The sequence below is a fragment of the Roseiflexus sp. RS-1 genome (assembly GCF_000016665.1).
GTDB lineage: Bacteria > Chloroflexota > Chloroflexia > Chloroflexales > Roseiflexaceae > Roseiflexus.
Genome location: NC_009523.1, coordinates 1,814,015 through 1,839,481 on the forward strand (window position 1 = coordinate 1,814,015; position 25,467 = coordinate 1,839,481).

At 61.3% G+C, this 25,467-nt stretch carries 25 protein-coding genes; 9 read left to right on the forward strand and 16 right to left on the reverse strand.

Annotated features, from left to right (window positions below; genetic code table 11):
• The first annotated feature begins 68 nt into the window (after positions 1 to 68).
• The 3 genes from ROSERS_RS07700 (at position 69) to ROSERS_RS07710 (ending at position 3,244) form a co-directional block, all read left to right on the forward strand.
• Entirely contained in the window at positions 69 to 812 is a 744-nt protein-coding gene (locus ROSERS_RS07700) for a DUF2726 domain-containing protein (RefSeq protein WP_157041002.1), read from the forward strand.
• Between the two features lie 155 nt (positions 813 to 967).
• Entirely contained in the window at positions 968 to 1,999 is a 1,032-nt protein-coding gene (locus tag ROSERS_RS07705; RefSeq protein WP_041333289.1) for a sulfurtransferase, read from the forward strand.
• Positions 2,000 to 2,005: 6 nt separating this feature from the next.
• Positions 2,006 to 3,244, forward strand: coding sequence for a YeeE/YedE family protein (locus ROSERS_RS07710; RefSeq protein ID WP_011956234.1), 1,239 nt, complete (start codon positions 2,006 to 2,008; stop codon positions 3,242 to 3,244).
• Positions 3,245 to 3,265: 21 nt separating this feature from the next.
• Here ROSERS_RS07710 and ROSERS_RS07715 read toward each other — a convergent pair whose 3' ends face one another.
• Together ROSERS_RS07715 and ROSERS_RS07720 are read right to left on the reverse strand one after the other, a co-directional pair.
• The gene (locus ROSERS_RS07715) at positions 3,266 to 4,795 is read right to left on the reverse strand and encodes an apolipoprotein N-acyltransferase (protein ID WP_011956235.1); all 1,530 of its coding nucleotides are present in this window, start codon (positions 4,793 to 4,795) and stop codon (positions 3,266 to 3,268) included.
• Positions 4,796 to 5,004: 209 nt separating this feature from the next.
• Positions 5,005 to 6,222, reverse strand: a complete 1,218-nt coding sequence (locus tag ROSERS_RS07720) for a DNA double-strand break repair nuclease NurA (protein ID WP_011956236.1) — start codon at positions 6,220 to 6,222, stop codon at positions 5,005 to 5,007.
• A gap of 491 nt (positions 6,223 to 6,713) precedes the next feature.
• Here ROSERS_RS07720 and ROSERS_RS07725 point away from each other — a divergent pair, with 491 nt between their 5' ends.
• Positions 6,714 to 7,616, forward strand: a complete 903-nt coding sequence (locus ROSERS_RS07725; RefSeq protein ID WP_041333293.1) for a 1,4-dihydroxy-2-naphthoate polyprenyltransferase — start codon at positions 6,714 to 6,716, stop codon at positions 7,614 to 7,616.
• A 231-nt stretch (positions 7,617 to 7,847) separates the two neighbouring features.
• Here ROSERS_RS07725 and ROSERS_RS07730 read toward each other — a convergent pair whose 3' ends face one another.
• Complete coding sequence (locus ROSERS_RS07730; protein ID WP_011956238.1) at positions 7,848 to 8,072, reverse strand: DUF2267 domain-containing protein; 225 nt, start codon at positions 8,070 to 8,072, stop codon at positions 7,848 to 7,850.
• 135 nt (positions 8,073 to 8,207) lie between these two features.
• On the opposite strand from ROSERS_RS07730, the gene ROSERS_RS07735 reads away from it, so the two are divergent.
• On the forward strand, positions 8,208 to 8,612 hold the full coding sequence (locus ROSERS_RS07735) for a RidA family protein (protein ID WP_011956239.1): 405 nt from the start codon (positions 8,208 to 8,210) through the stop codon (positions 8,610 to 8,612).
• Here ROSERS_RS07735 and ROSERS_RS07740 read toward each other — a convergent pair.
• The 8 genes from ROSERS_RS07740 to ROSERS_RS07770 all read right to left on the reverse strand — a co-directional run bounded on the left by ROSERS_RS07740 (position 8,600) and on the right by ROSERS_RS07770 (position 14,801).
• Entirely contained in the window at positions 8,600 to 9,199 is a 600-nt protein-coding gene (locus ROSERS_RS07740) for a DJ-1/PfpI family protein (protein WP_011956240.1), read from the reverse strand. The two genes, ROSERS_RS07735 and ROSERS_RS07740, sit on opposite strands and share 13 nt — an antisense overlap.
• Before the next feature lie 80 nt (positions 9,200 to 9,279).
• Complete coding sequence (locus ROSERS_RS07745) at positions 9,280 to 9,864, reverse strand: hypothetical protein (protein ID WP_011956241.1); 585 nt, start codon at positions 9,862 to 9,864, stop codon at positions 9,280 to 9,282.
• Between the two features lie 413 nt (positions 9,865 to 10,277).
• Positions 10,278 to 10,409 carry a hypothetical protein gene (locus ROSERS_RS27150; RefSeq protein WP_269627786.1) on the reverse strand — a complete coding sequence of 44 codons (132 nt, stop codon included), beginning with the start codon at positions 10,407 to 10,409 and terminating at the stop codon, positions 10,278 to 10,280.
• A 35-nt stretch (positions 10,410 to 10,444) separates the two neighbouring features.
• A complete protein-coding gene (locus ROSERS_RS07750; protein WP_011956243.1) occupies positions 10,445 to 10,885 on the reverse strand; it encodes a c-type cytochrome in 441 nt (146 codons plus the stop codon).
• Positions 10,886 to 11,007: 122 nt separating this feature from the next.
• A complete protein-coding gene (locus ROSERS_RS07755; RefSeq protein WP_011956244.1) occupies positions 11,008 to 11,469 on the reverse strand; it encodes a hypothetical protein in 462 nt (153 codons plus the stop codon).
• Between the two features lie 98 nt (positions 11,470 to 11,567).
• Entirely contained in the window at positions 11,568 to 13,349 is a 1,782-nt protein-coding gene (locus tag ROSERS_RS07760; RefSeq protein WP_157041003.1) for a copper resistance CopC/CopD family protein, read from the reverse strand.
• 412 nt (positions 13,350 to 13,761) lie between these two features.
• Positions 13,762 to 14,280: a copper resistance CopC family protein gene (locus tag ROSERS_RS07765; RefSeq protein WP_011956246.1), complete on the reverse strand. Its 519-nt coding sequence runs from the start codon at positions 14,278 to 14,280 to the stop codon at positions 13,762 to 13,764.
• A 191-nt stretch (positions 14,281 to 14,471) separates the two neighbouring features.
• Complete coding sequence (locus tag ROSERS_RS07770) at positions 14,472 to 14,801, reverse strand: hypothetical protein (RefSeq protein ID WP_041333297.1); 330 nt, start codon at positions 14,799 to 14,801, stop codon at positions 14,472 to 14,474.
• A gap of 792 nt (positions 14,802 to 15,593) precedes the next feature.
• Between ROSERS_RS07770 and ROSERS_RS24880 the strand changes: the two genes are divergently transcribed.
• Complete coding sequence (locus ROSERS_RS24880) at positions 15,594 to 15,749, forward strand: response regulator transcription factor (protein WP_442969652.1); 156 nt, start codon at positions 15,594 to 15,596, stop codon at positions 15,747 to 15,749.
• Between the two features lie 15 nt (positions 15,750 to 15,764).
• On the opposite strand, the gene ROSERS_RS07775 is transcribed toward ROSERS_RS24880, so the two are convergent.
• The 3 genes from ROSERS_RS07775 to cysK form a co-directional block, all read right to left on the reverse strand.
• Positions 15,765 to 16,448 (reverse strand): sulfite oxidase heme-binding subunit YedZ, encoded by a 684-nt coding sequence (locus ROSERS_RS07775; RefSeq protein WP_011956248.1) that lies wholly within the window; start codon positions 16,446 to 16,448, stop codon positions 15,765 to 15,767.
• 132 nt (positions 16,449 to 16,580) lie between these two features.
• Positions 16,581 to 17,516 (reverse strand): protein-methionine-sulfoxide reductase catalytic subunit MsrP, encoded by a 936-nt coding sequence (gene msrP, locus ROSERS_RS07780; protein ID WP_041333300.1) that lies wholly within the window; start codon positions 17,514 to 17,516, stop codon positions 16,581 to 16,583.
• Positions 17,517 to 17,707: 191 nt separating this feature from the next.
• The gene (cysK, locus tag ROSERS_RS07785; protein ID WP_011956250.1) at positions 17,708 to 18,637 is read right to left on the reverse strand and encodes a cysteine synthase A; all 930 of its coding nucleotides are present in this window, start codon (positions 18,635 to 18,637) and stop codon (positions 17,708 to 17,710) included.
• A gap of 129 nt (positions 18,638 to 18,766) precedes the next feature.
• Between cysK and ROSERS_RS07790 the strand changes: the two genes are divergently transcribed.
• A complete protein-coding gene (locus ROSERS_RS07790; protein ID WP_011956251.1) occupies positions 18,767 to 20,161 on the forward strand; it encodes a CpXC domain-containing protein in 1,395 nt (464 codons plus the stop codon).
• On the opposite strand, the gene ROSERS_RS07795 is transcribed toward ROSERS_RS07790, so the two are convergent.
• Positions 20,153 to 20,584: a hypothetical protein gene (locus tag ROSERS_RS07795; RefSeq protein WP_011956252.1), complete on the reverse strand. Its 432-nt coding sequence runs from the start codon at positions 20,582 to 20,584 to the stop codon at positions 20,153 to 20,155. The two genes, ROSERS_RS07790 and ROSERS_RS07795, sit on opposite strands and share 9 nt — an antisense overlap.
• Before the next feature lie 134 nt (positions 20,585 to 20,718).
• On the opposite strand from ROSERS_RS07795, the gene galE reads away from it, so the two are divergent.
• A complete protein-coding gene (gene galE / locus ROSERS_RS07800; RefSeq protein ID WP_011956253.1) occupies positions 20,719 to 21,699 on the forward strand; it encodes a UDP-glucose 4-epimerase GalE in 981 nt (326 codons plus the stop codon).
• Between the two features lie 6 nt (positions 21,700 to 21,705).
• Here the strand turns inward: galE and ROSERS_RS07805 are convergent, their stop codons facing one another.
• Entirely contained in the window at positions 21,706 to 23,961 is a 2,256-nt protein-coding gene (locus ROSERS_RS07805; protein ID WP_011956254.1) for a methyl-accepting chemotaxis protein, read from the reverse strand.
• Positions 23,962 to 24,274: 313 nt separating this feature from the next.
• Between ROSERS_RS07805 and ROSERS_RS07810 the strand changes: the two genes are divergently transcribed.
• Positions 24,275 to 25,237 carry an IS110-like element ISRfsp2 family transposase gene (locus ROSERS_RS07810; RefSeq protein WP_011956255.1) on the forward strand — a complete coding sequence of 321 codons (963 nt, stop codon included), beginning with the start codon at positions 24,275 to 24,277 and terminating at the stop codon, positions 25,235 to 25,237.
• Positions 25,238 to 25,467: the final 230 nt, after the last annotated feature.

The following is a 25,467-nucleotide window of genomic DNA, read 5'->3' on the forward strand; positions in this document are numbered from 1 at the left end:
CGAGGCGCGAGGGGTAAGGAATTGTATTTGAGGACTCGAGAACGGTGGCCTGAATAAGGATGGTCGGTATGGATCCCATCATCACAATGACTGCCGCGATTGCATCGCTTCTGGTAGTTGCCGGATGTGTTGTTGCACTGGCGGCAATGCGTCCGCGTCGGCGCACAGCGACATCAAGCAGAAGCATGTCACCGCGTGCGTCTGCTGTGTCGCGGGGTGCATCGGGCGAACCGGAGTTTCTGCCTCGCCTGCCCTATACCCGCGCGCCACATCTGCTTGCGGGCGACCATCGCGCCCTGTTTGCGGCGCTCAACGCCGCCGCGCCCGACGATCTCGCCGTGCTGCCCCACGTGCGCCTGAGCGACATCCTGCACGTTGAACCGCACACGACGCAATCGGAGCGTTACCAGGAGCGCATTCGCGATAGCGTGCTCGATTTTGTGCTCTGCGATGCGCAGACAACCACGCCGCGCCTGGCAGTGCTTTTTGCGCAACCCGGCGCAGCCCGACGCACCGCATTTATCGACGCCGCGCTGATCGGCGCCGGTGTGCCGGTGTTGCGCCTGACCCGCGACGATCTGCCATCTGTCGAGGCGCTGGCGACGCAGATAGCAGCACTGCTGGGATTGCCGGTCAGACCTGCGGCAGCGCCGTTCGAGCGTGCTGCTCTCCCCGATGGCGCATCAACAGCATTTCGGCAGGACGTCCTGGTCGTTGCGCGCACGCCGGTGCGCTACGCCTGTGGACGTTGCCACCGCGACATTTCTGCGCATGTGCACCGTTGCCCGCACTGTGGCGCGCCGCTGGCATGATGTTCTCCGGATTTCTACACAGGAGAGATAAGGGAGAGGTGCATCAGCGCGTCGGTATTTCTTGACTAAATAGATTGACAAATATAGAAATATCAGATATACTACGCTCGCACCGGTGCATGCAGAGAAAGTCGCCTACCGAAAGCGAGGACCTTGTGGACAGAACGCTGTTGCGAACTGCTGGCGCCGCTATTGCTGGCGCACTCGTGACGCTGGCCGTCGTTGCGCTCATCTTCTTCGTTCGCCAACCCGCCGGCACTTCGTCGACCACTGCTCCATCCGCTGCTGACGCCTCATCCGCGCCTGTGGCGGTCAATCCGCCACGTGAACCGCGCAAATTCGAGGATGTGGTTGTCAGCACCGAATGGCTGGCGCAGAATCTCGACAACCCAAAGGTGCGCGTGATTGAGGTCAGTGTCGTTCCAGGAGTGTACGAACGCGGTCACATCCCCGGAGCGGTCAACTTTGTCTGGACGACTGACTTCGTTGATACAGTATCGCGCAACATTATCGCGCCGGAGCGCTTCCAGGAACTGGCACGTGCTGCGGGTATCAATAACGACACGACGATTGTGCTCTACGGCGATAACAACAACTGGTTCGCCGCCTGGGGTGCGTGGGTTTTCCGCCAGTACGGCGCTGAGGATGTGCGACTGCTGGATGGAAGCCGCAGCAAGTGGGAAGCCGAGAACCGCGAACTTTCGACACGCGCGCCGACCTATCCGCCGGGCAATTTTACCGTCCGGCAACGCAGCGACCTGCGGGTATTCCTGCCCGATGTGCTGAAAGTCGTGCGTGGTGAGGAACAGAAGGTGCTGGTTGATATCCGCTCGCCGGATGAGTTCAGCGGCAAGATTTTTGCGCCGGAAGGCTTCCAGGAACTTGCAGTGCGAGCCGGTCACATCCCCGGCGCTGTGAATGTGCCGTGGAAGAAGGCGCTCAACGAGGACGGCACGTTCAAGAGCGTCGAGGAACTGCGTAAACTGTACGCAGAGGCCGGAGTCGATGGCAGCAAGCCGGTCATCACCTATTGCCGGATCGGTGAGCGCGCCAGCCATACCTGGTTTGTCCTCAGCGAAATCCTGGGGTATCAGGTGGCGCTCTACGATGGTTCCTGGACGGAGTATGGCAACAGCGTCGGCGTGCCGATCGCCAACCCGGCCGGTACAATTTGGGGCGTGAAGTAGACGACGATGTCGAACGCATTGCCTGGGAGCAGCCCTGCCGACCGGGCTGCTCCTTCCAAACCAGTCCTGACTCCGGCGTTGATCCTGCGGAATGGCGGGGCGGCGCTGATCTTCGTCACCCTGCTGATCGGCGCGCACGTGCTTCAGACAACGTCGGGGTATGGCGCGTCGGCGGCGCTCTCGCTGCTGATCGGCGCCGCGCTCGGGGTTGTCTTTGAGCGTGGTCGGTTCTGCTTCTTCTGCATCTTCCGCGACTTCATCGAGCATCGCAACGCCGGACCGCTCTACGCGATCCTGACGGCGCTGGCTGTGAGCGGAATCGGGTATGCCGTCGTGTTCGGCGCGTTTCTTCCCAATCCGTTCAGCGGTCGGCTCGCCCCCGATGCCCATATTGGTCCGGTCAGCCTGGCGCTGGTCGTCGCCGGTTTGTTGTTCGGCGTGGGGATGGCGCTCTCCGGCGCGTGCATCAGCGGTCATCTCTATCGTTTGGGAGAGGGATCGGGCTACGCGCCGCTGGCGCTCATCGGCGCATTGATCGGCTTTGGTCTGGGATTCCGAACGTGGAACTGGCTCTATGTGACGGTGATCGCCGATGCGCCGGTGATCTGGCTGCCGCACTGGATCGGGTACGGCGGGGCGCTCCTCCTTCACCTGGCAGTTCTCAGCGTCCTGGCGTTCGCGCTGTTGCGCTACGTATCGCCGCTGCCGCCCCGTCCTGCACATCAACTCGACATAAAATATCTTTATGAGGCGCTCTTCCGCGACCGCTGGAATCCGCTGGTCACCGGCGCGATCGTGGGAGTCATCGGGGTCGTGGCGTACCTGCGGGTCGAACCCCTCGGCGTGACGGCGCAACTCGGCAGCCTTGCCCGCACGGTGATGCACACGAGTGGCATGCTGCCGGCGCGACTCAATGGGCTGGACAGTTTCGCCGGTTGCGCCACGCAGGTGGTGCAGACGATTACCGACAATGGGTGGCTGATCGGCGGACTGGCGCTCGGCGCTTTTGGCGCCGCCCTGATCGCCGGTCGCTTTCAGCCAGCGTTGCCGCGTGCCAATGGCAGTGTCGCTGCGCTGGTCGGCGGGGTGCTGATGGGCTGGGGCGCGATGACGGCACTCGGCTGCACAGTGGGGACGCTCCTCTCCGGGATTGCTGCATTTGCGCTATCGGGATGGGTGTTTGGCGCGGCGGTCTTTGCTGGTGTCTGGGGCGGTATTGTGCTGCGCCTCCATCGCTGGACGTAGCGCACGGGCGGGCGTCTGCACTCACTGCTGATGGTGCGCGCGTCCGCGACCCTGCCACAGAAGCCCGATCACCATCGCTCCGGTTATCGACCAGCCGAACCAATCGCCGAGACGGGTGTAGAGCGTTCGCTCCGGTACAGTGAATGCTTCACCCGTCACCACACCCCGCTGATTGATCGCGCTCTCGGCAGTGATCCGCCCATACGGGTCGATCACCATCGCAATGCCGCTGGTCGCTCCCAGACCGAAGGCGACCCGGTTCTCCGCCGCTCGCAGAACCGAATCGGCGGCGTGCAGCGGCGGGAACCAGCGGTTGCCATAAAAGTCGTCGTCCACCGGCATCAGCACCACGTGCGCTCCGGCGCGCGCCAGTTCGCGGGTGATCCACGGGACGTGGCGATCCCAGCACACTCCCAGTCCGACGTTGCCATACGGCGTCGTGAAGACCTGGAAATCGCGCGGTCCGGGAACAAAGCCAAAAGCCTGCTCGTCGCCGGTGAGATTGATTTTGGCGTGCCGACCAACCTCGTTACCGTCCGGTCCGAACAGAACTGCTGCGTCGTGCATGCCTTCCGACGTTCGCCAGACCATATCCACCACCAGGTAGGCGTTCAGTTCACGCGCCAGCGCCCCGACCTGCGCGGCAAACGCGGGGTCATCCGCATCGGCGAACTCATTTTCGGGCCACACGACGAAGGCGGGACGCAACGCAGCCACCTGACGGGTCAGGGTTGCATTTGTGTCGAAGATCGCCTGTGACATCTCCGGCGTATCCGCGTAGTACCCTTCCTGACCGACAGGCAGGCGACTCAACGCCTGAACGGCGCGGTCCTGGTTGACCAGATCGACCGTTGCGGCAATGCGGAATTGCGCATCCGGCGCTGGTGGGATGCTCAGGGCGCCCCACCCCAGGATGAGCGCAGACCCTGCCAGCGCAAGAACGGCAGGTAGATGCACGCGCTGCTGGCGCCATGTTTCAAGGATGAGCAGTGCAATGGCGACATTCGCCAGCATCAGCAGGAAACTGAGACCGGGAACGCCGGTGATCGCCAGGAGTTGGAGCGCGGGGGGGAAGCGCCACTGGCTTTTTGCCAGCAATTCAATCCACCAATCACCAACAACAGGCGCGACTGATCGAACGAATTCGAGCGCTGCCCAGGCAACTGGCATACCCAGGATGCGCAGCGGTTCCGGGAGTCGTTCCTGGAGCGCCATTCCCGCCTGAAGCACCCCGGCATAGAAGGCGCCGACCGCTGCCACAAGAAAGATTCCCATCCCGACGCCAAACAGCGCCGGATACCACAGATGCGTCATCGCTGACCAGACGATGCCGAAGGGGAGTGCGACCAGGAAGCGACGGTGGGGCGGTTGAACGTTCAGCGCGATCAGCACGGGCGCCAATCCCACCCATCCCAGGAAACCCCAGTCGAGCAGTGTTGGCATCGAAGCGCCGATCAGGAAACCCGACAAAACCGCAAGCGCCAGGCTTATACCCCAGGACATCGCGGTTGCGGCGTTCTCTGGCGCTGTCCTCGTTCGGGTGATCAGCATACGCCGCCTCCTTCTGGCAGGCAGCCTTCAACCTTCAACTTTCAACCCTCGGTTCGCTTGTTTTCATGCAAGGCTTCCTGATGCCGTAAAACGGGGGCGTTCTCGCAGCCGGGTCGTTATTTGTCAAGTCGCAGATCGCATCAGGAAGCCATCCGTCAGAAAAATGAGCGAACGGTAGGTTCAACCCCCAACCTTCAACCTTCAACCTTCTACCACGCCGGTCGTTCTTTCGCCTCCGCCTTGCGCGACGATGTTGCAGGAAGTTCGGCGCGTTGCAGGGTCTGTTCAACCATCCGCTCAAAAGCGCGTCGGTCGGCGGCGCGCACCACTGCCTGCTCGTGAGCGCGCGCCAGCGCCACAGGGTACCCCTGCCCCTTGAGACACTGGTCATACACCAGGGCGTGCACCCGGTCGCACAGATCGGCGTCGTTCGCAACCCAGCGCGGAATTTCGACGCGCGCGATCTCCCGCCCGACCCGCATATAGAAGAAATGGATCAGATGATCGCCGTAGGACTCGATGTTGATCCGTGACATCGAGACGAACAGCGGTCCGCGTTGCCCTTCGTCCAGCATATCCGCCAGAATATCGGCGTCGCTCAACCCCTCACACACAAAGCACGACGGCGTGCGCCCGGCGGCGGCATCGCTACAGACGCTGCACGTTGCGCCGCGATCCTCCGCCACGCATACATCGGGGCAGAACATCAGGCGGATCACGCCAGTGACTTCGGGGGAGCGCGGACGACTGATGTATGAGGCGACCGGTATTCCACGTTTGCTCATATCGTCCAGGTAGCCCAGGTACGGGCGCAAAAAGCGCTCGCGCACGAACGACTCGGCGCCTGCCAGCGTCCAACGCACCAGTGTGCCGTCCTGCAGCGCCAGCGACGGCATGGCGCCTGTATCCTTCGCCAGAAACTCATCGGCGAGCGCAACGAGTTCGACGCCCTCGGCGACATCGCGCTGTGCGCTGAGATAGTTTCCCTCGATCAAGACACGGCGCATGCCGTCGATCAGGTACAGATCCTCATCACGGAAGCGGAGCATCGGGCGCGACGACAGTTTTGCCGCTGGATGGGCGCCATACCGCAGGTAGACCCGTCCGATGTTGAGCACATAACAGAGCGCGGCGCCGTGTCGGTCACTATCGATATGCGACCCGTCGGTTGCAATCACCGCGTAGTCTGTCGGATGCGGCGGCGCATTGCGCACCGTGTTGAGCGGTTCGACCGGGCGCGCCAGCAGCCAGGCGCTCCCCTCACGACTGAGATCGGCTGCCTGCGCCCACGTTGCGTGGGCGGGCGCCTCGCGCAGGTAGCGTTCCAGCGCCTGTGCGCGCCGTTGCGCCAGATCGGGCGCGTTGCGTTGCAGCGCGCTGCTCATGGCGCGCACCTGACGACTCAGTTCGGTCAGATCGAGTGGCATTGGCGCTCTGCTCCTTTCCGCCATCGAAGCATGATGAGTATAGGACATGTGAGCGAAAATGTCGAATGTGGGTGTGAGAGGCGAGGGGGGAAGAGGCGTGAGGCGAGGGGCGAGAGGGGATGGGGCGTGAGGGGTTGAAGGTTGAACGTTGCACGTTGAACGTGGGATGACAACGTGGAGGGGTGCACCGACATGTGCGCCCGCACTGGCGTGTGCGCCCGCGCCGGGGGACTCCGCCCGACCTCAAGGGTTTGGGGAGAGGGGCGAGGCGAGCGGGGATGAGGCGAGAGAGGATGAGGCGAGAGGCGAGAGGGGATAAGGCGAGAGGCGAGAGGGAAAAGGCACGAGGGAAGAGGCGCGAGGGAAGAGGCGAGCGGCGAGCGGCGAGGGGGGATGCGGCGAGAGGCAAAGGATATAACTCCTAACCCCTCATCACGTGGTATCATGAAAAAAGAATGTTTCGGAAGCACAGAGAGATCACACACTCGCTTATGAGCATTCCTCTCTCCCCATCGCATCCCGGGCGCATACGAGCCTGGGTTCTCGCTGCGCGCCCGCAGACTCTGCCGGCAGCGGTCACTCCCGTGGTCGTTGGATCGGCAGCGGCGCTGGCAACCGGCAGTTTTCGCTGGGGACCTTTCATCGCCGCGCTGGTCGCGGCGCTCCTGATTCAGATCGGGACGAACCTGGCGAATGATTACTTCGACTTTCGCAAGGGTGCGGATACGGAAGAACGTCTGGGTCCGACGCGGGTGACACAGGCGGGGCTCCTGGCGCCGGAAACGGTGCGGAATGGCATGATCGCAACGTTTGGCGCGGCGGCGCTCATCGGCGTCTACCTGATCGTCGTCGGCGGTTGGCCTATTCTGGTGATCGGCGTCCTCTCGATTGCAGCCGGGGTGCTCTACACCGGGGGACCCTGGCCCCTCGGCTATCACGGGCTGGGTGATCTGTTCACCTTCATTTTCTTCGGGATTATCGCGGTGACTGCGACCGCCTACCTGCACGCCGGTACGGTTCCGCCGCTGGCGTGGGCGGCGTCGGCGCCGGTGGCAATGCTGGTAACGGCGATCATCGTGGTGAACAATCTGCGCGATATTGCCACTGATCGCCGGGCGAGCAAACGCACGCTGGCAGTCATGATTGGGGCGCGGGCAACGCGCGCGGAGTATGCACTGCTCGTCGTCGGGGCATTCCTGGCGCCGCCGCTTCTCTGGATCGGCGGGTTGACCGGACCATGGGTGTTGCTGGCATGGCTCGCAGCGCCGCTGGCGATTGCACCGTTGCGCACCATGCTCACGGCTGAAGGGCGGGCGTTGAATCCAGCGCTCAAAGGAACCGCCCGCCTGCACCTGATCTTCGGTCTGCTGCTGGCGCTGGGGATGGTTGTATGACGTGAACGTTCAACGTTGAACGTTCAACGTTCCAACCTTCAACCTTCAACCTTCCAACCTTCAACCTTCAACCTTCAACCTTCAACCTTCAACCTTCAACCTTCCAACCTTCAACCTTCAACCTTCAACCTTCAACCTTCAACCTTCAACCTTCCAACCTTCAACCTTCCAACCTTCAACCTTCCAACCTTCAACCTTCCAACCTTCAACCTTCCAACCTTCAACCTTCCTTCACCCTTTCTTTTCGCCGCCCATCAACCCGCCGAGACCTTTGATGACCGACTCGGCCGCCCCTGCCACGCCGCTCACATCGGCGGAAAGCACCGCATCGACCTGCCCGGCGACCGGCGCCGGCAGTTTCTCTTTCAGAAAGTCCGCCACTGCCCTGACCGCCGTCTGCGCCTGCGCCTCGGAAATACCCGCCTTCTCCGCAACAATTTGCACCAGTGTTGCCATATCTGTGCTCCTCTCTTCGTATTCGCATTATAAGGGGATCGCAGAGATATGGTACCATAGTTTCACTCAGAGTGTCGTTGCAGGCGCAGCGAGAACTTCGCGCGCCATTTGATGCGCAATCACAGGAGATTCGCCGTGGAACACATCCACATCCTCACCGACGCTGCCCCGGTGCCGCACGGCGCTTACGATCAGGCGATCCGCATCGGCGATATGGTGATCACGTCCAGTTATATGGGATTGCATCCCAGCCACGCGGGCATTATTGCTGGCGGCTTCGAAGCCGAATTTCGCCAGGCAATGCACAACATTATCGCAGTGCTGGCGGCTGCGGGCTGCACATTGCGCGATGTGGTGCGGGTGAATGTGTCGTTGACCGACATCCAGAAGTATACCGAGATGGATCGACTCTACCGTGAGTACTTTCACCCGCCCTACCCGACGCGCCGCACGATCGGGGTCAAAGAATTGATCGGCGGCGCGCAGGTGGAGATCGACGTGATCGCTATCGTGCGCGAAAATGGCGGTCACTCCCAGTAATCGTACTCAATGCCGAGCGCCGTCGCGCGCGCCACGTCGGCGCCGTACAACCGGCGTACCACATGCAGCGCAACATCGATGCCGGCGCTGACTCCGGCGGCGGTGATGATCTCGCCGGTATCGACCCAACGCTCATCTTCGACGATTTCGACATCGGGGAAGCGCTCTCGCATCTCGTTGATGCGTTCCCAGTGCGTCGTCGCCGGGCGACCGCTGAGCAACCCGGCCTGCGCCAGCAGAAAACTGCCGGTGCAGACGCTCACCGTCAGTTCGACTTCCTGCGCGCGGGTGCGAACCCATTCGACCAGATTGCTTCGCTCCAGCGCAGGACGCACCCCCGCTCCTCCCGGAATGACCAGCACATCGACCGGCGGGCACTCGTCAATCGTTCGTTCCGGTTGAACGACCAGCCCGTTCCGGCATCGCACCGGCGTCAGCGACTCGGCGACCGCAAAAACATCCATCAACCGCTCGTGATCACCGGTCAGGTTGCGCACCGAACTGAACACCTCGAACGGACCGGCAAAATCGAGCAACTCAACGTCGTCGAAGATCAGGATTGCAACCGTGCGTTTCCGTGGCGTCATCGATATCTCCTTTCTTCTGGACGAACGGATGAGTACCTCTTATTGTACCCGATTTTGCACGCATCCGATTGTCCGGTGGTTCACGGAGAACGATGGGACATCGGTTGAAGATAATGCGCCCCGATGATCCGCCATCCGCGTTGTTTGCCGAAGTGCAGCGTCAGGATCAGTTCATGCGTCTCGCCGGATCGTGAGAGTGCGACAGGAACACGGCGTATACTCCCTTCGGGAATCGATTTGAGCCATGGCTCCTGCTGATACGGTCCAATACATCCCCAGACCCCCGGTTGACGAAGAGCGCCAGGGGGCCAGTGACGCAGCGCCTCACTGACCTGCTCGTGCACTGAAGGCGCACTGTGATCGACAAATCGCATGACTCCGGCGAGATCGTGACGGTCGAGCGCAAAGAGCGCCTGACGGGCAACATACTCCGGCGGTTGATGGATCACCCCGATGCTGCGCAGCACGAAGGGCACATCACGCTCCCAGAGACGGCGCACCTGGGTTGTCACAAGGGTGTGCAGCGCCGGTTGTCCGGTCGCCGCGCCCGGCGCCGCGACGGGCCATAGAACGATCAACCCCATGAGCAGACTGACCCCCAACCGCCGCCTGCAGAACGATAGCAGGCGCTTTGATCGTATCAGTGCGCACAATCCCTGATTCATCGCACAACTCTTTCTGACCGCAACGCAGCGAGAACCGCGTCGAACAGCACGTCTATCGAGAAACCCGTCGCGTGGGCTGGACGTATCGTCACCAACAGCACTGCTGCGTCCGCCTCACGTGACATATTGCGCCGTTGATAGAAAAGATCATTCCGCCAGCTGGCGATCCAGCAAGAACCGGACACCGACGGGAACACGAGTGCAGCCGGGTGTGCAGGCGTCGCGCCCGCACGCAGCAATGTGACTCATCACGGGAGTGAGAGCATTGTGCCCTCGACTGCCCCACGAGAGCGGGACGCCCTCGCTCCAGGGCAACCAGCGCGGATGGTAAACGAACACCGGTGGAACGCGCAGCGTGTTCTACCAGATTTGATATGAAACATCTCACGAGGGGTGCGGATGGAGCGTTCGTTTCAGGCGTACAGGACATAACAGGCGCTATCGTCCTGCCGGAGCAGAAAAGCGTATGCCGCCCCCCGCGATCCACGCTGTGCATCGCTGCTGATGACCCTGGGTGCAGGACGTGTGAGATGCGGAGATCTCACACGTCGTTCCTCCTCGCATCAGGTGTGCATGATCCCTACGGTCGCTTCAGGGTGTGCAGGTATGCCAGCAGATTCGCCATGTCTTCGTCGCTCATTTCGTGGGGCGACATCACGCCAATCTGCCCCTGACCGCCGCTGCGGATCCACGCCGCGATGTTCTCCTCAGTGCGCGGCTGACCATTTGGCAGGTTCCCGCGGTAATTGACCCCTTCAGGGTAGACCGGACCTGCGGTTGTCATCACACCAGCAAGCCCTGGTCCCACCAGTTTATCGACGCCGGTCGAGTGGCATGCCAGGCATCCCCCTTGGTTCTCGTAGTAGAGCCTGCCCTTCTCAGGGTCGCCATTGGCTGAGATTGTGCGTGCCAGCGGTTCTGCCGCTGCACTCGGTGCAGGTCCGCTCTGCCCGCCGCATGCGGATAGCGCCAGCACCAGAGCCATCAGACAGGCAAATGTGATTGTATATGTGCGATTCATGGCTTCCTCCAGATCAGGTGTAACAGTTGATAGACCCAGGAAACAGTGAGGTTGATCCTGAACCCATGGTAGTATGAGGCGCTATTGTGCTCTTCATTCCTGTGGGTTCGACTGCCAGCACATCATGCACTGCGAGGAGGAGGAGTTGGAGGAGGCGCCAGGAGATGGGTGTAGGTATGATGAACGGGTATCAGCCAGCCGACTGCCATCAGGAAGACAATCAACAACATCGGGATTGTCACGATTGCTGCGTAGACGACCGGCGGAAGCGTCGAGACCGGCGGTAGCGATGGGTATGTATCGGTAACGTACTCGAATACGCAGGTAAAGAGTGGCGCCTGCTGTACCGGCGAGCGCGTGACGATCAGGGGAGCGATGTGGCAATGAATAATGCAACAGAGCGGAGCGTGCAGCGCAATACTCCAGATCAGCAGCAGCGCCGGAAGGTGTCGCGCGGCTCTGCGTGTGGCAGGCGTTCCTGCCTGAACGATCGACCATGCCTGTTCAGGCAGACTCTTCACCTGTGCATCAGTCACTACCATGTGCGATTTATCACAAAGATCAACGGCTGTATAGTAGCACATCTCTCCTGCGTGTGCAACTCCCCAGACGTTGACGCATCTTCACCCTGCGTGAATGCGTTGCCTTGATCGTTCTGCAATGCGCACCTGTTTTCTGGCATCTATCTGTTGATCAACAATTGGAAATCGGCGGTTACATCATCAGCGTCGATGCGCCGCACCTGCACCTGCACCTGCCAGACCCCCGCGATGCCGATCACCTGGTTGCGAACAACATATGTCCCTCGACCGTCAGGTTCAGCGATGACCGACGTTTCGCCAATATCCTGGTCGCGCATCCGTAGCGTCACGCGCACACGCTGCACGTCATGCGAGCGGTTCTGTGCATCGGTGATAAGGATGTGCACCTGATTGCGACCGGGGACAGCCGGTTCGATCCGAAGGGTGACGCGCAGATCGCCAGCTGGCTGGGTGGCGATGAAAGGTTGAGGCGTTGGTGGCGGCAGCGGCGTCGGCATGACGATTATGGTCGGAATGGGCGCTACGACCGTCGGTGCAATGGCATGGGTCGGCATAACCACTGCGCCCGGATGCGGCAGGCTGGTCAGGACCCCGGCAATGCCGACCACGACAATGGCAATCGTTGCTTCCAGCGGAAGCGAACGGCGGAATCGCCGGACGAGCGCACGTACTTTTTCTCCTGGACGCCACGCCGTTTCTCGTCGCAGCAGCAGTGCGTGGTATGCGCCAAAACCGATCAGAAGCCCGAAGAGAGCGCTCTTCGCCAGCAGCGCGCGCCCATAGTCGGTCAACCACAGGTCGCTGACGGTGCGCAGGTACGACAGCGCCGCAATCACGCCGCTGATCGCCAGCGCCGCCGCTGATCCGAGGGCAAGTCGGGAGAAACGGGTCAGCGCTGTGCGGAATGGATGCAGGTCAGGCGCGCTGTTGACCTCCTCGCCGGTTTGAAGGAGCGCCAGCGCGAGTGCTGCGAGCCCTCCAACCCAGATTGCCGCCGCTGCCAGGTGGATCCAGTCGAGGAGGATGGATGCCAGTGGGGTCTCTGTAGCGGCAGGATGTCCGCTTACGGAAAATGTCAACAGCATCAGCACGCCAGACAGCGCCAGTGCCCACTGTGGTCTCCAGTTGGAGAGCAACAGCGTGATCAGCGTCAGGATCGTGCGGGCGACAAGTGCCTGTCCCAGGCGTGTATCGCGTGCAACAGCAACCAGCGCATCTGGAGTGATGCGCCCGGCAATCGCCAGCGTGTGCACTGCGAAGAATGCCAGCGTTGCGACAAGCAGCGTTAGCAATGCGCCGACCACCAGCAGATACATCCGTCGCGTGAAACGCCCATTTCCCGGCACTGCGATCACATACAGGCAGAACATTCCGCCGACAGCCACGACTGCGCCGATCAGCATCACGCTGCGCAACACTGCCAGCGCCGCGTCTGGCAGTGGATCCGACGAGCGCGAAGGCGCCGGTTGATCGACGGCATGCCCCGCTTCGGTCGGAAGCGTAGTTGGCGGCGGGGAAGGAACGAACGGCGAAGGTTCCCCCGATGGTGCGCCAGCGATACTGAAGGCGAAATTTCCCTTCACCAGATGCCCGTCACGCCCCACCACCCGCCACACAACCGTATACACGCCAGGTTCGAGCGGCGGCAGACTGGCGCTCAGCGTTGTCGGATCGTCCTGCGCCCGTCTACCATCGCCGCGATCAACCGCGCGTCCGGTCGCGTCGAGGACCTGGATCGACGCAAATGCATCCTCAATCGGTTCGTTGAACGTGATCCGCACCCGCTCCGGCGCCTGTTCGAGGCGGGCATTGGGTGCAGGTTCAACGGATACGATCTGAGGATGGGCGTACACCGCCATCGCGCTGCTGAGCGCGAAGAGGAGACCGGCGATGATGACTGATCGACGAATCATAGCGATCATACACGGCACAATCCGAGGATTGCCCCGTGCTCTTACGAAACCCGGCATAGCCCGCGCAGGCGGGCTTCGCCCTGGCTAGCCGAGGGCTTATGGTCTTTGAATAAATAATCCGGTATAGCCCGCGCAGGCGGGCTTCGCCCTGGCTAGCCGAGGGCTTCAGCCCCACGGCTAGCGCAGTATAGCGGATTTAATTTTCAATCTCCATGAGCCCCACGGCAAGGACGTATACCGGATTTAATTCTCAATCTTCATCAGACCCACGGCAAGGGGCGCATATCGGTTTCTATTCTTACATTAGCTACATTAGCCCGGCGGCGAGGGGCGCATACCGGTTTCTATTCTTCTTCACGAGCTTGCCTGAGACATGCTCAACCATCAACCAAACCGCTATGCGCCCGAACAATGGCGGATGCTACGACCAGCGCAATGCGTGGCGGCGCACCAGCGCTCCGATCAGCAGCAAGCCTGCGCCCGACGCAATGATCAACCAGGGCAATTCACTGCCAGACGTTGCCGGGAGTGGCGCAGGCGCTGCCGTACCGCTGCTGATCCGGAAGCGGAAGCGTCCTGTCTCGCTGTGACCATCCGTGCTGGCGTTCTTCCAGTTCACCGTGTACAACCCGTCGCTTAGACCGGGGTTCAGCGAGACAACCAGCGTTTTGCGATTCGGGTCGGTACGATCCAGCGCGGTATCACCGCGATCAACCTGATTGCCTCGTGCGTCGGTAACGCGAATGGTGTTGCCTTCCGGCTTCAGTTCTTGCGAAAAGACGATCACGACCCGCTCCGGAGCAGTGGTTACCGTTCCGTCAGCTGGCGGATCGGACGAAACATAGTCGGCGTGCGCCAGCGCACTGCGCGCGCCCACGAATCCTGTTATCAGCGCGACCAGCACCACACCCACGCGCACCATACGAGTCAGAGATACCATAGCGACACTCCTCCAGGAAGTTCATCATGTCAGGTTATCAGTCTGTCAGTCGGGTTTCATGACATCGTTGCGTCGATCAGAAGGGACTCCAGACCTGCGGCAGCGCTTCCAGCCTGCCGCAAAGCGCGCCAAAACGGAACCCGCCAGCCTGGCTGGCGCCGGGCGCACTCCGCCTTGCGTGTCGGCATCTGTCAGGTCCTGGGAGGAGGAGATGGCGGAGGGAAGGCGAAGAAGCGGTAGGGCATTTCGCCATCAGGGTCATACGCCAGCGCCAGCAGCAGATACGCAACGGCAAGCGCTGACGCCATCACACAGTCGTACACGGCGCGGATCGTCGGCGACAGCGATCTGGCGGAATCGACCGCAGACGACGGAGAGATCTCTGCAAAGCCGGGAACCAGATGACAGAGGAACAGGAAGGGACGCAGCGCGTCCTGAACCGGAGCGGAAGGCATCTGGCAATGCAGCACGCAGAGCAGCGGCAATGCCACAATCGCAAGAGTAACGACGAACGCTGTCATGGAAGCGCACGGCGTCTCCACCGATCTGCGCCTCCGGACGATGCAATGCGCCAATTGACATACACGCGCCACGTGTCGCGCCCCCTGGGTCTGGTTGCCTGGCGGTATCAGCGGTGATGTGCAGTATATCACATGCTCCCTGAGCATTGTGTTTTATGCCTTCAAACGTGGACGATATGTGCGGCGCGATGATGGCTTCATGCGTCGGGGGGTGCAATGTTGGAAAAGAGGTCATTGAGAGGCGCATCTGCATCCGCGCGTCGCCTGGCGACTGATGAAAGAAGTGCGGGGCGTGCGGCGGTCGCCCGATGTCCTTACCATCCGCGAATTCGAGGCGCTCAAACTATAGCGGTTCTCATAGAGGTTGAACCTCCTGGGACAAGCGCAGTCCCTCGCGCGTTCCCAATGCGGCGACCGCCTTGCATGGCGGTCGGAGAGAAGCCATCCGCCATCGTCGTCGTCGGGCGTGACTCCGCTCGTGCGGGCTCAAGCCCTCCCTGAGCGCGTGGAAGCCCCTACGGGGCTGGCGTGTCCGTCACCCTTCCCTATGCCGGGGGCGCCGGGTTAATCCAGCCCGCAGCGCTTGCCCGACCTCAGCCAGGGCTTATGGTCTTTGATAATCCGCTCTAGCCCGCGCAGGCGGGCTTCGCCTTGGATAGCCGAGGGCTTCAGCCCGACGGCACACGCGGGATAGCGGATTTATTTCTCAATCTCCATCAGCCCGCTGCGGCGCACGACGATGGAAAGCTCTAGCAATCCAGACACGGGTCAACGTATCTGAGAACTGCTATAATCGTCGGGGGTCGGGATAACCAGGAAATTGCAGCGCAGTTGCACCTGAGCGAGAAAACGGTCAAAACTCACGTTGGCAACATCCTGCTGAAACCTGGGTTGAAAGATCGCATGCAGGCAGCCATCTACGCGCTAAAGGCGACCACGGGTTGGTAGCATTACTCCTCCGCCTCATCCCCCATCCGACCGTCGCGCTTCACCGACAGAGGCATGCCTGTGAGACGCCGGTTGCCGCCGCGCGACGAGTGCGCGACGCCACGTTTCGATCCGGCGGCGCAACGGTGGGAGACGCAGCACCAGCAGGAGCGCAACCGCCGCACCCAGCAACAGAGGCTGGCGGATGTCGCTCTTCTGCGCCCAGGCGTAGTGGACAATCGCCAATGGAACCGCCAGGTACGCCAGACGGTGCAGCCGCTTCCAGTTTCGACCAAGCCGACGCTGCCATCCCTTCGTTGAAGTCAGCGCCAGCGGCAGCAGAATCAACAGCGCCAGCGTTCCGACCAGAATGTACCGTTTCTCGGCGATCTCCTGGATGATCAGCGTCAGGTTGAGACCAAAATCGAGCGCCACGAAGATGAGCATGTGCAGGATGGCGTAGAGAAATCCATACAGACCCAGCGGACGGCGCAGGGCGATCATGCGTTTCCAGCCGGTCACGGTGCTCAACGGCGTGCAGCCAAGCGACAGGATCAGCAGGATGACCGCCGTGTAGCCGGTGCGCTGGGTCAGGTCCTGGATCGGGTTGACCGTCAGCCCCCCGCTGAGTGCGTCCCATATCAGCAGCGCCAGCGGCGTCAGTGCCGCCGGATGAACGACGTGGGTCCAGTTGTTGGGATGAGTCTCAGACTCAGCCATACACACCTCGCGCCTCGCGCCGCCGCCGTGAACCCCGCTGCCGGTTCGGGCGCCGCGCTGCTGCGCCCCTCCATGTTGTCGTCCGACATTCAACGTGCAACGTTCAACCTTCAACCCCTCACGCCCCGCGCCTCAATAATTCACCCGCAGATCCATCCCGGCGTAGAGGCTCGCCACCTGGTCGGCATACCCGTTGAACAGCAGCGTCGGGCGGCGCTCGAACTCGCCGATGCGTCGCTCCGTCGCCTGCGACCAGCGCGGATGCGGGACGTTGGGGTTGACATTCGCGTAGAAACCGTACTCGTGCGGGGCGGCAGCCATCCAGAGCGACGTTGGTTGTTCGGCAACCAGGTCGATCTTCACGATTGATTTGATGCTCTTGAACCCATATTTCCACGGAACGACCAGTCGCAGCGGCGCGCCGTTCTGCGGCAGGAGCAGGTTGCCGTACAGCCCGACGCTCAGGATCGTCAGATCGTGCATCGCCTCATCGAGGCGCAGCCCTTCGACGTAGGGCCAGGTGTACCAGCGATCCCGCTGCCCCGGCATCTGTTCCGGGTCGTAGAGCGTCTCGAAGCGGACGTAGCGCGCGTCCGCCATCGGTTCGACATCCGCCAGCAATCGGCGCAGCGGGAATCCCAGCCATGGGATAACCATCGACCATCCCTCGACGCAGCGCAGGCGGTAAATGCGCTCTTCCGCAGGGTAACGCTTCAGTATATCCTCGATGGCGATAGTCTGCGGTTTGTGAACCAACCCGCCGATGCTGATCGTCCACGGCGAGGTGCGGAAGTTGCGCGCCAGTTGGGCGACGCCTTCTTTCTGCGTCGTGAATTCGTAGAAGTTGTTGTACGTGGTGATCTGCTCGTAGGTGTTGAGCGGATCACCCAACTCATCGGTCTGTTGCGACACCGGTCCTGGTGTGAGGGCGGGCGATTGGACTGACGCATCGCCGCATGCGGCGATACCCAACCCTGCCAGCGCTACAGCGCCGATCCCGCGCAGGAACCGGCGTCGCGAGCGGTAGATATGCTCTGGCGTAATCTCGGATGAAGGAATCCGGTTCATGTCCGTCTCTCTTGCACGAGCCATATGGTATGGCGATAATTCCCGGTTCTCAGTTCCCGGTTCTCAGTCCCCGGTTCTCAGTTCTCAGTTCTCGGTTCCTGGTTCCTGGTTCTCAGTTCCTGGTTCCCGGTTCCCGGTTCTCTATACCACCATACGCGCCGAAGCCAGAAACGGTTGTGTCGAACCATCATTTACACATCATCGCCGTACAGCGGCGTACTCAGGTAGCGTTCCCCATTCGATGCAGAGATAAACACAATCAATTTACCGGCGTTCTCCGGGCGTCGCGCAATTTCCAGCGCCGCATACGCCGCCGCGCCTGAACTGATGCCGACCATCAACCCTTCTTCGCGCGCCAGGCGACGCGCCATCTCGAAGGCGTGCTCATTTGACACACGGAATACTTCATCATACGCCTGTGTGTTGAGCACGTCGGGAATAAAACCGGCGCCGATCCCTTGAATCTTGTGCGGACCGGGCTTCCCGCCCGAAAGGACTGGCGATGCTTCCGGTTCGACTGCCACGACATAGAACGACGGCTTGCGCGGCTTGATCACTTCCGACACACCGGTGAGCGTTCCGCCGGTGCCGACCCCAGACACCAGAATATCGATCTGACCGTCGGTGTCGCGCCACAGTTCTTCGGCAGTCGTGCGGCGGTGAATCTCAGGGTTGGCAGGATTCTTGAACTGCTGCGGAATCCACGCATTCGGCAGTTCAGCGGCAATCGCTTCCGCCTGCGCGATGGCGCCGCGCATCCCTTCTGCGCCGGGCGTCAGCACCAGTTCAGCACCGAAACCGCGCAGCAGTTTGCGTCGCTCGATGCTCATCGTCTCCGGCATCGTCAGAATGACTTTATATCCCTTTGCCGCCGCCACGAATGCCAGCCCGATCCCGGTGTTTCCACTCGTCGGCTCGACGATCACCGTCTCGCCAGGGCGGATGATGCCGTCGCGTTCGGCAGCTTCGATCATCGCCAGCCCGATGCGATCTTTGACGCTGCCAGCGGGGTTGAACCATTCGAGTTTGGCAACGACAGTGGCGTGGGTGTCGTTCACCCGGTTCAGGCGCACAAGCGGCGTGTTGCCCACGAGTTCGGTAATGCTTCCGTAAATGCGCATGGGTTCCTCTTTCATTTGTTATTTTTGTTGCGTAACATTGGAAGTATACGTCCCATGATTGTGCCCGTCAAGCCGGTGGTTATGCCATTATGCCAGAATCGCAGGCGCGCAATCCGTGATATAATATTCATGACTGGTTATCCGTCCGCGCCGGTGCATCCGGCGCGTGCGATTCTGAAAGGGTATCGTGTGACCACGGGTCCATCAGCGCAGGTCGTTCAGCTGACCTGTCCATCCTGCCGCACACCGCTTCGTGCGTCGATCGTCACGATTGTCGATGCAGTGCAGCATCCCGAATTGAAGGCGCGTCTGATCGCCGGGCAGTTGAACCTTGCGATCTGCCCGAGTTGCGGCATGGCGATCATGATCAGCGCGCCGTTGTTCTACCACGATGCCGCCAAACAACTGGCGCTCGTGCACATTCCGCAGCAACTCAATGCCCGTCAGGAGGAACAGGAACGTTTTATCGGCGATGCTGCGGCGCTGGTGATGCGCACGCTGCCGCCGAACGCGCCACGCGCATATCTACTGGCGCCGCGCCGTTTTCTGACGATCAACTCGCTGATCGATGCCATTCTCGAAGCTGATGGTGTGTCGCGCGAGAAGATCGAAGCTCAGCGTCAGCGTGTCGATCTGATCGCGCAGCTGGCAGAAGCGGCCGAACGTGGCGAAGAGGCGTTCAACGCACTTGTCGAACAACAGCGTGATCAGCTGGACGAATCATTTTTTGCGACCCTCGATGCGTTTATCGTTGCCAGCAGCCAGGTGGGGCGCGATGACTCGGCGCAGGTTCTGATGGCGCTGCGTCAGCGGCTGGCGGAAATGGTCGGTTTTGCCGGCGCAGGCGAGGAGGCAGCGCTCGATACGCCCGATATTGCAACAACCGAAGCGGTCGAGCGCCTGATAGCGGCGAATGACGATGAACTGGAAGGGTTGATCGCTGAACTGCGCCCCGCCATTGACTACAGTTTCTTCGAGGAGTGGACTGCGCGCATCGATCAGGCGGAGCAGTCCGGCGACCGGGCGACGGCTGAACGCCTGACGGCGCGGCGGAGCGTTATTCTCGCAACCGTCGAGCGCATGGATCGGGAAGCGCAGGAACTGTTCGACGCTGGCGCGAACCTGCTGCGCGCAGCGCTCGATGCGGCAGACCCGGCGACGGTGCTGCGCGAGCGCAGCGATGAGATCAACGAGGCATTCATGCTGGTGCTCCACTCCAACCTGGCAGCGGCTGAACGCAGCGGTCAGGATCACCTGACGGAACGGTTGCGCGCAATTGAGCAACTGGCAACCCAGATCGTCGAAGAATCCCTTTCGCCCGAAGATCGCTTCATCAGTCAGTTGCTTCAGGCGGAGACGCCACAGGAGGCGACGAAACTGCTGCGCCAGAATCCGGCAATGATTACGCCCGCCTTCGTCAGGCGCCTGAACGAACTGGCGGAGCAGATGGAGAAGAACGGGCGCAAGCCTGCCGGTGAGCGTTTGCGTCAACTGGCGCGTGAAGCGGGCGTGATGCTATTTTGATTGTGGAACCGGCGCGCCGGATTCGATCTGCTGGCGCGCCTGACGCATCAGTTGCTCAAGCCGCGCGTTGACGATCTCCTGCCATTCGGCAGCCTCGTGGTCTTCGAGCGCCCCGCCGCCGTACTTCAACTCCATCGCCATATCCCACCCTTTGCGCTGCGCAAAGCGTTCGATCTGCTCGCGCCGCTCAGGCGACCAGCGCTCGATATAGCGCTGGAAGGCGCGCACAAGTTTGCCGGACCCATCAGGGTTGAGCGCCGGCAGAGGGAATGTGTCGTGCCCTTCATGGGCGGTATCGGGGTTTTTGGCTGATGTGAAGTAGATCACCATGCATGTGCGACAGCAACGGTATTCGCCGGCGCCGTGAACATCTGCGGGGTTGCTCGCAATCGCTCCAATGAGCATCCGATCGGTTATGGCCATAGCGCTGTCCCTGAACGAAGCAATGTCGTACCTGCCTGGTAGCATAGCACAAAAGGCGCGCGTTGTACATAGTCGCGATTGTGGGCTGCCTGTGCTATACTGTGCACGATTCGTTCCTGCCACGGAGGTTCGCTTTGAAAATCCTTGTTACCGGCGGCGCCGGTTATATTGGAAGCATCTGCGCCGCAGAACTCCTCGCAGCCGGTCACGATGTCGTCGTGTTCGACAATCTCTACCAGGGTCATCGTGCAGCCGTGCCATCCGGAGCGGCCTTTGTTGAAGGCGACCTGCGCGATCCCGACGCGGTGGCGCGCCTGTTTCGCGATCACCGCGGGTTCGACGGCATCATGCACTTTGCGTCGTTTACGCTGGTGGGAGAAAGCATGCAACTCCCGCTCAAATATCTGCGCGACAATCTGGTCGCAGCAGCGAACCTGCTGGAACAGGCGGTTGCGCATGGCGTGGGGCGCTTCATTCTCTCCTCCACTGCCAATCTGTTCGATGATCCGGCAACCATCCCGATCGATGCCGATGAACGGATTGTGCCGGGTTCGCCGTATGGCGAGTCGAAGTATTTCATCGAACGGACGCTTTACTGGTTCGAGCGGATCTACGGGTTGAAGTACGCCTGTCTGCGCTATTTCAACGCCGCCGGCGGCATGCCCGACCGCGGGGAGCATCATGAGCCGGAACTGCACCTGATCCCGATTGTGCTCCAGGTGGCGCTTGGTCAGCGCGAGAAGGTGATCATTTTCGGCAATGATTACCCGACGAAGGACGGTACGTGCGTGCGCGACTATATCCACGTGCTCGATCTGGCGCAGGCGCACATTCTGGCGCTCGAAGCCCTTGATCGCCTGGGCAGTCGCACGTATAACCTGGGCAACGGCAACGGTTTCACCAATCTGGAGGTCGTCGAGACGGCGCGAAAGGTGACCGGTCACCCCATCCCGTATGAGTTCGGTCCGCGGCGTCCCGGCGATCCGGCGATCCTGATCGCTTCGTCGGAGAAGATCCGCAACGAACTCGGCTGGTCGCCGCGCTTCCCGCACCTGGAACAGATCATCGGCAGCGCCTGGGAATGGCACCGTCGCCATCCGCATGGGTATCGCTGATGATGCTTATGCCAGCCGGTAGATAGCAACCATCTGCTGGAGCGACTGCGCCAGGGCATTCAGGTTCTGCGCAGCGCGCTCCGCCTGACGGGTGCTGGTGAGCGTTTCGGAAGCCGCTTTCTGAATCGACAGCAGCGCCTGCCCGATCTGCTCCAACCCGACAGTTGCCTGACGCGCACTGGCTGCCATTTGCACATTGACCTGTGCGCCGTTCTCGACTTCGCCAGCGATCCGGTGGATGACGTTCCCCGCCTGACTGACCAGTTGACTGCCGCTGTCAACACGCCGGGCGCCTTCTTCGGTTACCATCACCGCTGCCTGGGTTGACTTCTGGATGTCCCCCAGGATCGAGCGGACCTGAACGGTCGCCTGTTTGCTGCGCTCTGCCAGGTCGCGCACCTGCTGCGCCACAACGGAGAAGCTTCTCCCCTGCTCACCGGCGCGCGCGGCTTCGATCGCGGCATTGAGTGCGAGCAGATTCGACTGATCGGCAAGCTCGGAAACCGTGCCGGTGATCGTGTTGATCGCCTGCGCCTGCCCGGCAAGCGACAGGATGGTTTGGGCGATTCCTTCGACGCGCTGACGAATGTCGGTCATACTCTGCACTGTCTCTTCGACGATGGCAATCCCCTGCTGCGCGGCGGTCAGCGCCGCCTGTGCGTCGCGCGCAGTATGATCGGCCTGATCGGCAGTCTGTCGCGCGATTGCGCGCACCTCATCAAGCGCTGCCATGGTCTGAGCAACGGCGGTTGATTGTTCGTTGACCGCCGATGCCTGCTGGGTGGTGGTAATCAGGATTTGCGCCGCCGCTTCGGCGATAGCATTAGCCGCTTCCTGAGATCGGCGTCCCATAGCGCGCAGGCTTTCGACCATCTTGTTGAGACCAATGCCCAACTGTCCCAGAGCGTCGTTGCGATCAATGGCGAGGGTTTGGGAGAGATCGCCATCCGCCACCCGTTGCACAAACGCCAGATATTCCGCGACGCTGCGTTCGAGCGATGCGCGCCCTTCGGCTTCGGCGCGCTGCGAACGCTGCGCCTCTTCTTTTGCCGCCTGAGCTTCGGTGATGCGCGCTTCCAGTGCATCCGCCATGGTGTTGAATCCGTCGGCAAGGATGCCGATCTCATCACGCTGATGCATCTGTAAACGGCGGCTCAGGTCGCCTCCGGCGATCGCGCTCGCCGTCTCCACCAGCTGGATCAGCGGTCGGCGCAGCGACCGTTGCACGAACCAGAGGGTGATCATAATGGCGATCACCGCAGCAATGACGGTCACCAGCACGGCATAATTTGTCTGGGCGCGCACCACGCTGTAGAACTGCTCGATCGGCACACGATGGATATAGTACCAGTCTGCCGAGCGCAGCCTGCGAATGACCGATTCGCCTTCTTCGCCGGAATTAAGCGCTCCCGTGAAGAAATGACGTTCTTCGACGCGCTGATTGATGAGATTGATGCTCTCCATGACTTCAGGCATCGAGGACGATTGCCGGATCAGCATTGCGGTATTGCTGCCAAAGCGACGGGTGTCGATCATCTCCTGAGCCAGGGTTGGCGCCAGCGGCGCAACCGGCTGGAACAGGAGTTGCGGGAAATCCGGGATGGAAATGCGGATGCCATGGCGATCAACGATGGCGCTGTAACTGCCGGCGCCGCTGCGATTTTTGTCTAACGCCACCAATCGGTGGAGCTCGTCGAGTACGATCCGTCCGTCAACTACGCCGATCATCTGTTGTTTGTTCAATCCGTAGACCGGAGCGGTGAAATGGAGAAACACCCGCTCCTCGTCCGGGTCGGCGGCAACGTCTGACATCGCCGGTACGCCGCGTCGCGCCTCAATCACCTCTGGTCGCTGGCTGCGATCCTGCCCGATCACGCCGGAGTTGGTGCTCAACACCGTTTTGCCCGAAATGTCGATCAACGATATGGTATCGTAGTTGAAGGTGTTCTGCACCGCGTTGATGACGAACTGCCCGCGCTCGCGCGCTTCTGGGCTTTCCTGATTCTCGAGCATTGCACGAACCAGCGGCAGTTGCGCGGTCAACGCAACGCCGGAGCGTCGATCCTGAAGATACATTTCGACGCGCTCGATGCCGTTGAGCGCCTGTGTATCGATCTGGTGACGCGCCGTAGCGATGGCGTTCTCCGTTGCTGCTGCATTGGTGAGCAGGGTCAGCGCCAGCATTGTCGTCATCGCCGTGGCAATCGTGAATAGCGCCAGACGGGTGCTCAGCGAGCGAGTGGGTGAGATCGTTTTCAGCATGGTGAGCCTCCTTGTCGCACGGGCGTTCAATGGCTGGCAGTTCGCTTATGAGCAATGACGTTACAATAAAAACGTACACCGCAGAGCGATGCCAGACGTGCAGCGTTTTCCATCAATCAATCGCTCTCTGCGTTTACTGCGTCTAGTATAATCTAACGGGACACGGTATACCGTTCTGCGCCAGGTTCACGAGATCGCCGCGGAGTGTTGGGTAGCCGTGTCCTTCAACGCGACCAAGCCGAACAGTTATCTGGGCCCTCAAACCCGCATATGCTAGCAAGGCTGGCGCCGTTTTCCTCAGGAGGTTCTGTGTATGGCTTCCCGTGAGTCGCTCTTTATCGGCATTGATGTCTCCAAACAGACGCTGGATGTGGCGTTTGGCGCCGACCCGCACGCGCCACTCGAGACGATACCGTCTACCGACGAAGGTGTCCAGCTCCTGGTCACGCGACTCCAGCGCCTGCAGCCGACCCTGATTGTGCTGGAGGCGACCGGCGGGCTGGAACGCATGGTGTTCGCCCAACTGCTCCAGGCTGGCTTGCCGACGGCGCGGGTGCAGCCACGCCGCGTGCGCGCCCTGGCGCACGCGGAAGGACGCCAGGCGAAGACCGACCGCCTGGATGCCCGGTTGCTCGCCCGCTTTGCCGAACGGGTGCGCCCGCCGCACCACCAAGCGACGGACGAGCAGCGCGCATCCTTGCGCGACCTGCTGGTCCGGCGGGAGCAGGTGATTCAGATGCGGACGGCTGAGATCAATCGGTTGACGGCTGCCGCGCCGAACCTCCGCCCGGGCATCCAGCAGCATATTGATTGGCTGGATCAGGAGATCCGTGCGCTTGAGCAGGAACGCGACAACGAGGCGGAGCGCACCGACGAGGTGCGCCGGAAACGGGAGCTGCTCGAAAGCGTGCCCGGCATCGGCGCGATCACCGCACTGAACCTGCTGCTCCGCCTGCCCGAACTGGGGACCATCAATCGCAAGGAAGCGGCGGCCTTTGTGGGCGTTGCGCCGTATGCCAATCAGAGCGGCGCACAGCACAAACCCCGGCATATCTCCGGCGGCAGGAGGGATGTGCGCAGCGTGTTGTACATGGCGACCCTGGCGGCCACGCGGCGCCGTCTGGTCAGGCGCGCCTTCGATCAGCGCCTGTGTCAAGCTGGCAAGCCGCGCAAGGTCGCCATCGTCGCTGCGATGCGCAAGCTGCTGACTATTCTCGGCGCAATATTGCGTCAGCAAAAGCCCTGGGATCCGGCTGTGCATACGAGCGCCCCTTGACAAGCAACACAGTTACTCTGCGGTGAGATGATCTTTCTACAGTAGACTCAGCAATGCAATCAGCCAGCACATGTTTCGTACTACAACATCGGTCGTGCCGCAGACGGGTGTGGCGCTCGAAGAGCGCAGTGCATGATGGCGACGCTTAACCGAGATTCGTGATAGTGATGAGTGGTAGCGCGGGTCGCGTATGGGTATGCGCCCACTGCAATTGACATATCATGTCAGTC

Coding starts and splice junctions, on each gene's coding strand:
- ROSERS_RS07700 (WP_157041002.1), top strand. CDS start 69: ATGGATCCCATCATCACAATGACTGCCGCGATTGCATCGCTTCTGGTA.
- ROSERS_RS07710 (WP_011956234.1), top strand. CDS start 2,006: ATGTCGAACGCATTGCCTGGGAGCAGCCCTGCCGACCGGGCTGCTCCT.
- ROSERS_RS07715 (WP_011956235.1), bottom strand. CDS start 4,795: ATGCTGATCACCCGAACGAGGACAGCGCCAGAGAACGCCGCAACCGCG.
- ROSERS_RS07720 (WP_011956236.1), bottom strand. CDS start 6,222: ATGCCACTCGATCTGACCGAACTGAGTCGTCAGGTGCGCGCCATGAGC.
- ROSERS_RS07725 (WP_041333293.1), top strand. CDS start 6,714: ATGAGCATTCCTCTCTCCCCATCGCATCCCGGGCGCATACGAGCCTGG.
- ROSERS_RS07730 (WP_011956238.1), bottom strand. CDS start 8,072: ATGGCAACACTGGTGCAAATTGTTGCGGAGAAGGCGGGTATTTCCGAG.
- ROSERS_RS07740 (WP_011956240.1), bottom strand. CDS start 9,199: ATGACGCCACGGAAACGCACGGTTGCAATCCTGATCTTCGACGACGTT.
- ROSERS_RS07745 (WP_011956241.1), bottom strand. CDS start 9,864: ATGAATCAGGGATTGTGCGCACTGATACGATCAAAGCGCCTGCTATCG.
- ROSERS_RS07750 (WP_011956243.1), bottom strand. CDS start 10,885: ATGAATCGCACATATACAATCACATTTGCCTGTCTGATGGCTCTGGTG.
- ROSERS_RS07755 (WP_011956244.1), bottom strand. CDS start 11,469: ATGTGCTACTATACAGCCGTTGATCTTTGTGATAAATCGCACATGGTA.
- ROSERS_RS07760 (WP_157041003.1), bottom strand. CDS start 13,349: ATGATCGCTATGATTCGTCGATCAGTCATCATCGCCGGTCTCCTCTTC.
- ROSERS_RS07765 (WP_011956246.1), bottom strand. CDS start 14,280: ATGGTATCTCTGACTCGTATGGTGCGCGTGGGTGTGGTGCTGGTCGCG.
- ROSERS_RS07770 (WP_041333297.1), bottom strand. CDS start 14,801: ATGACAGCGTTCGTCGTTACTCTTGCGATTGTGGCATTGCCGCTGCTC.
- ROSERS_RS07775 (WP_011956248.1), bottom strand. CDS start 16,448: ATGGCTGAGTCTGAGACTCATCCCAACAACTGGACCCACGTCGTTCAT.
- msrP (WP_041333300.1), bottom strand. CDS start 17,516: ATGAACCGGATTCCTTCATCCGAGATTACGCCAGAGCATATCTACCGC.
- cysK (WP_011956250.1), bottom strand. CDS start 18,637: ATGCGCATTTACGGAAGCATTACCGAACTCGTGGGCAACACGCCGCTT.
- ROSERS_RS07790 (WP_011956251.1), top strand. CDS start 18,767: ATGACTGGTTATCCGTCCGCGCCGGTGCATCCGGCGCGTGCGATTCTG.
- ROSERS_RS07795 (WP_011956252.1), bottom strand. CDS start 20,584: ATGGCCATAACCGATCGGATGCTCATTGGAGCGATTGCGAGCAACCCC.
- ROSERS_RS07805 (WP_011956254.1), bottom strand. CDS start 23,961: ATGCTGAAAACGATCTCACCCACTCGCTCGCTGAGCACCCGTCTGGCG.
- ROSERS_RS07810 (WP_011956255.1), top strand. CDS start 24,275: ATGGCTTCCCGTGAGTCGCTCTTTATCGGCATTGATGTCTCCAAACAG.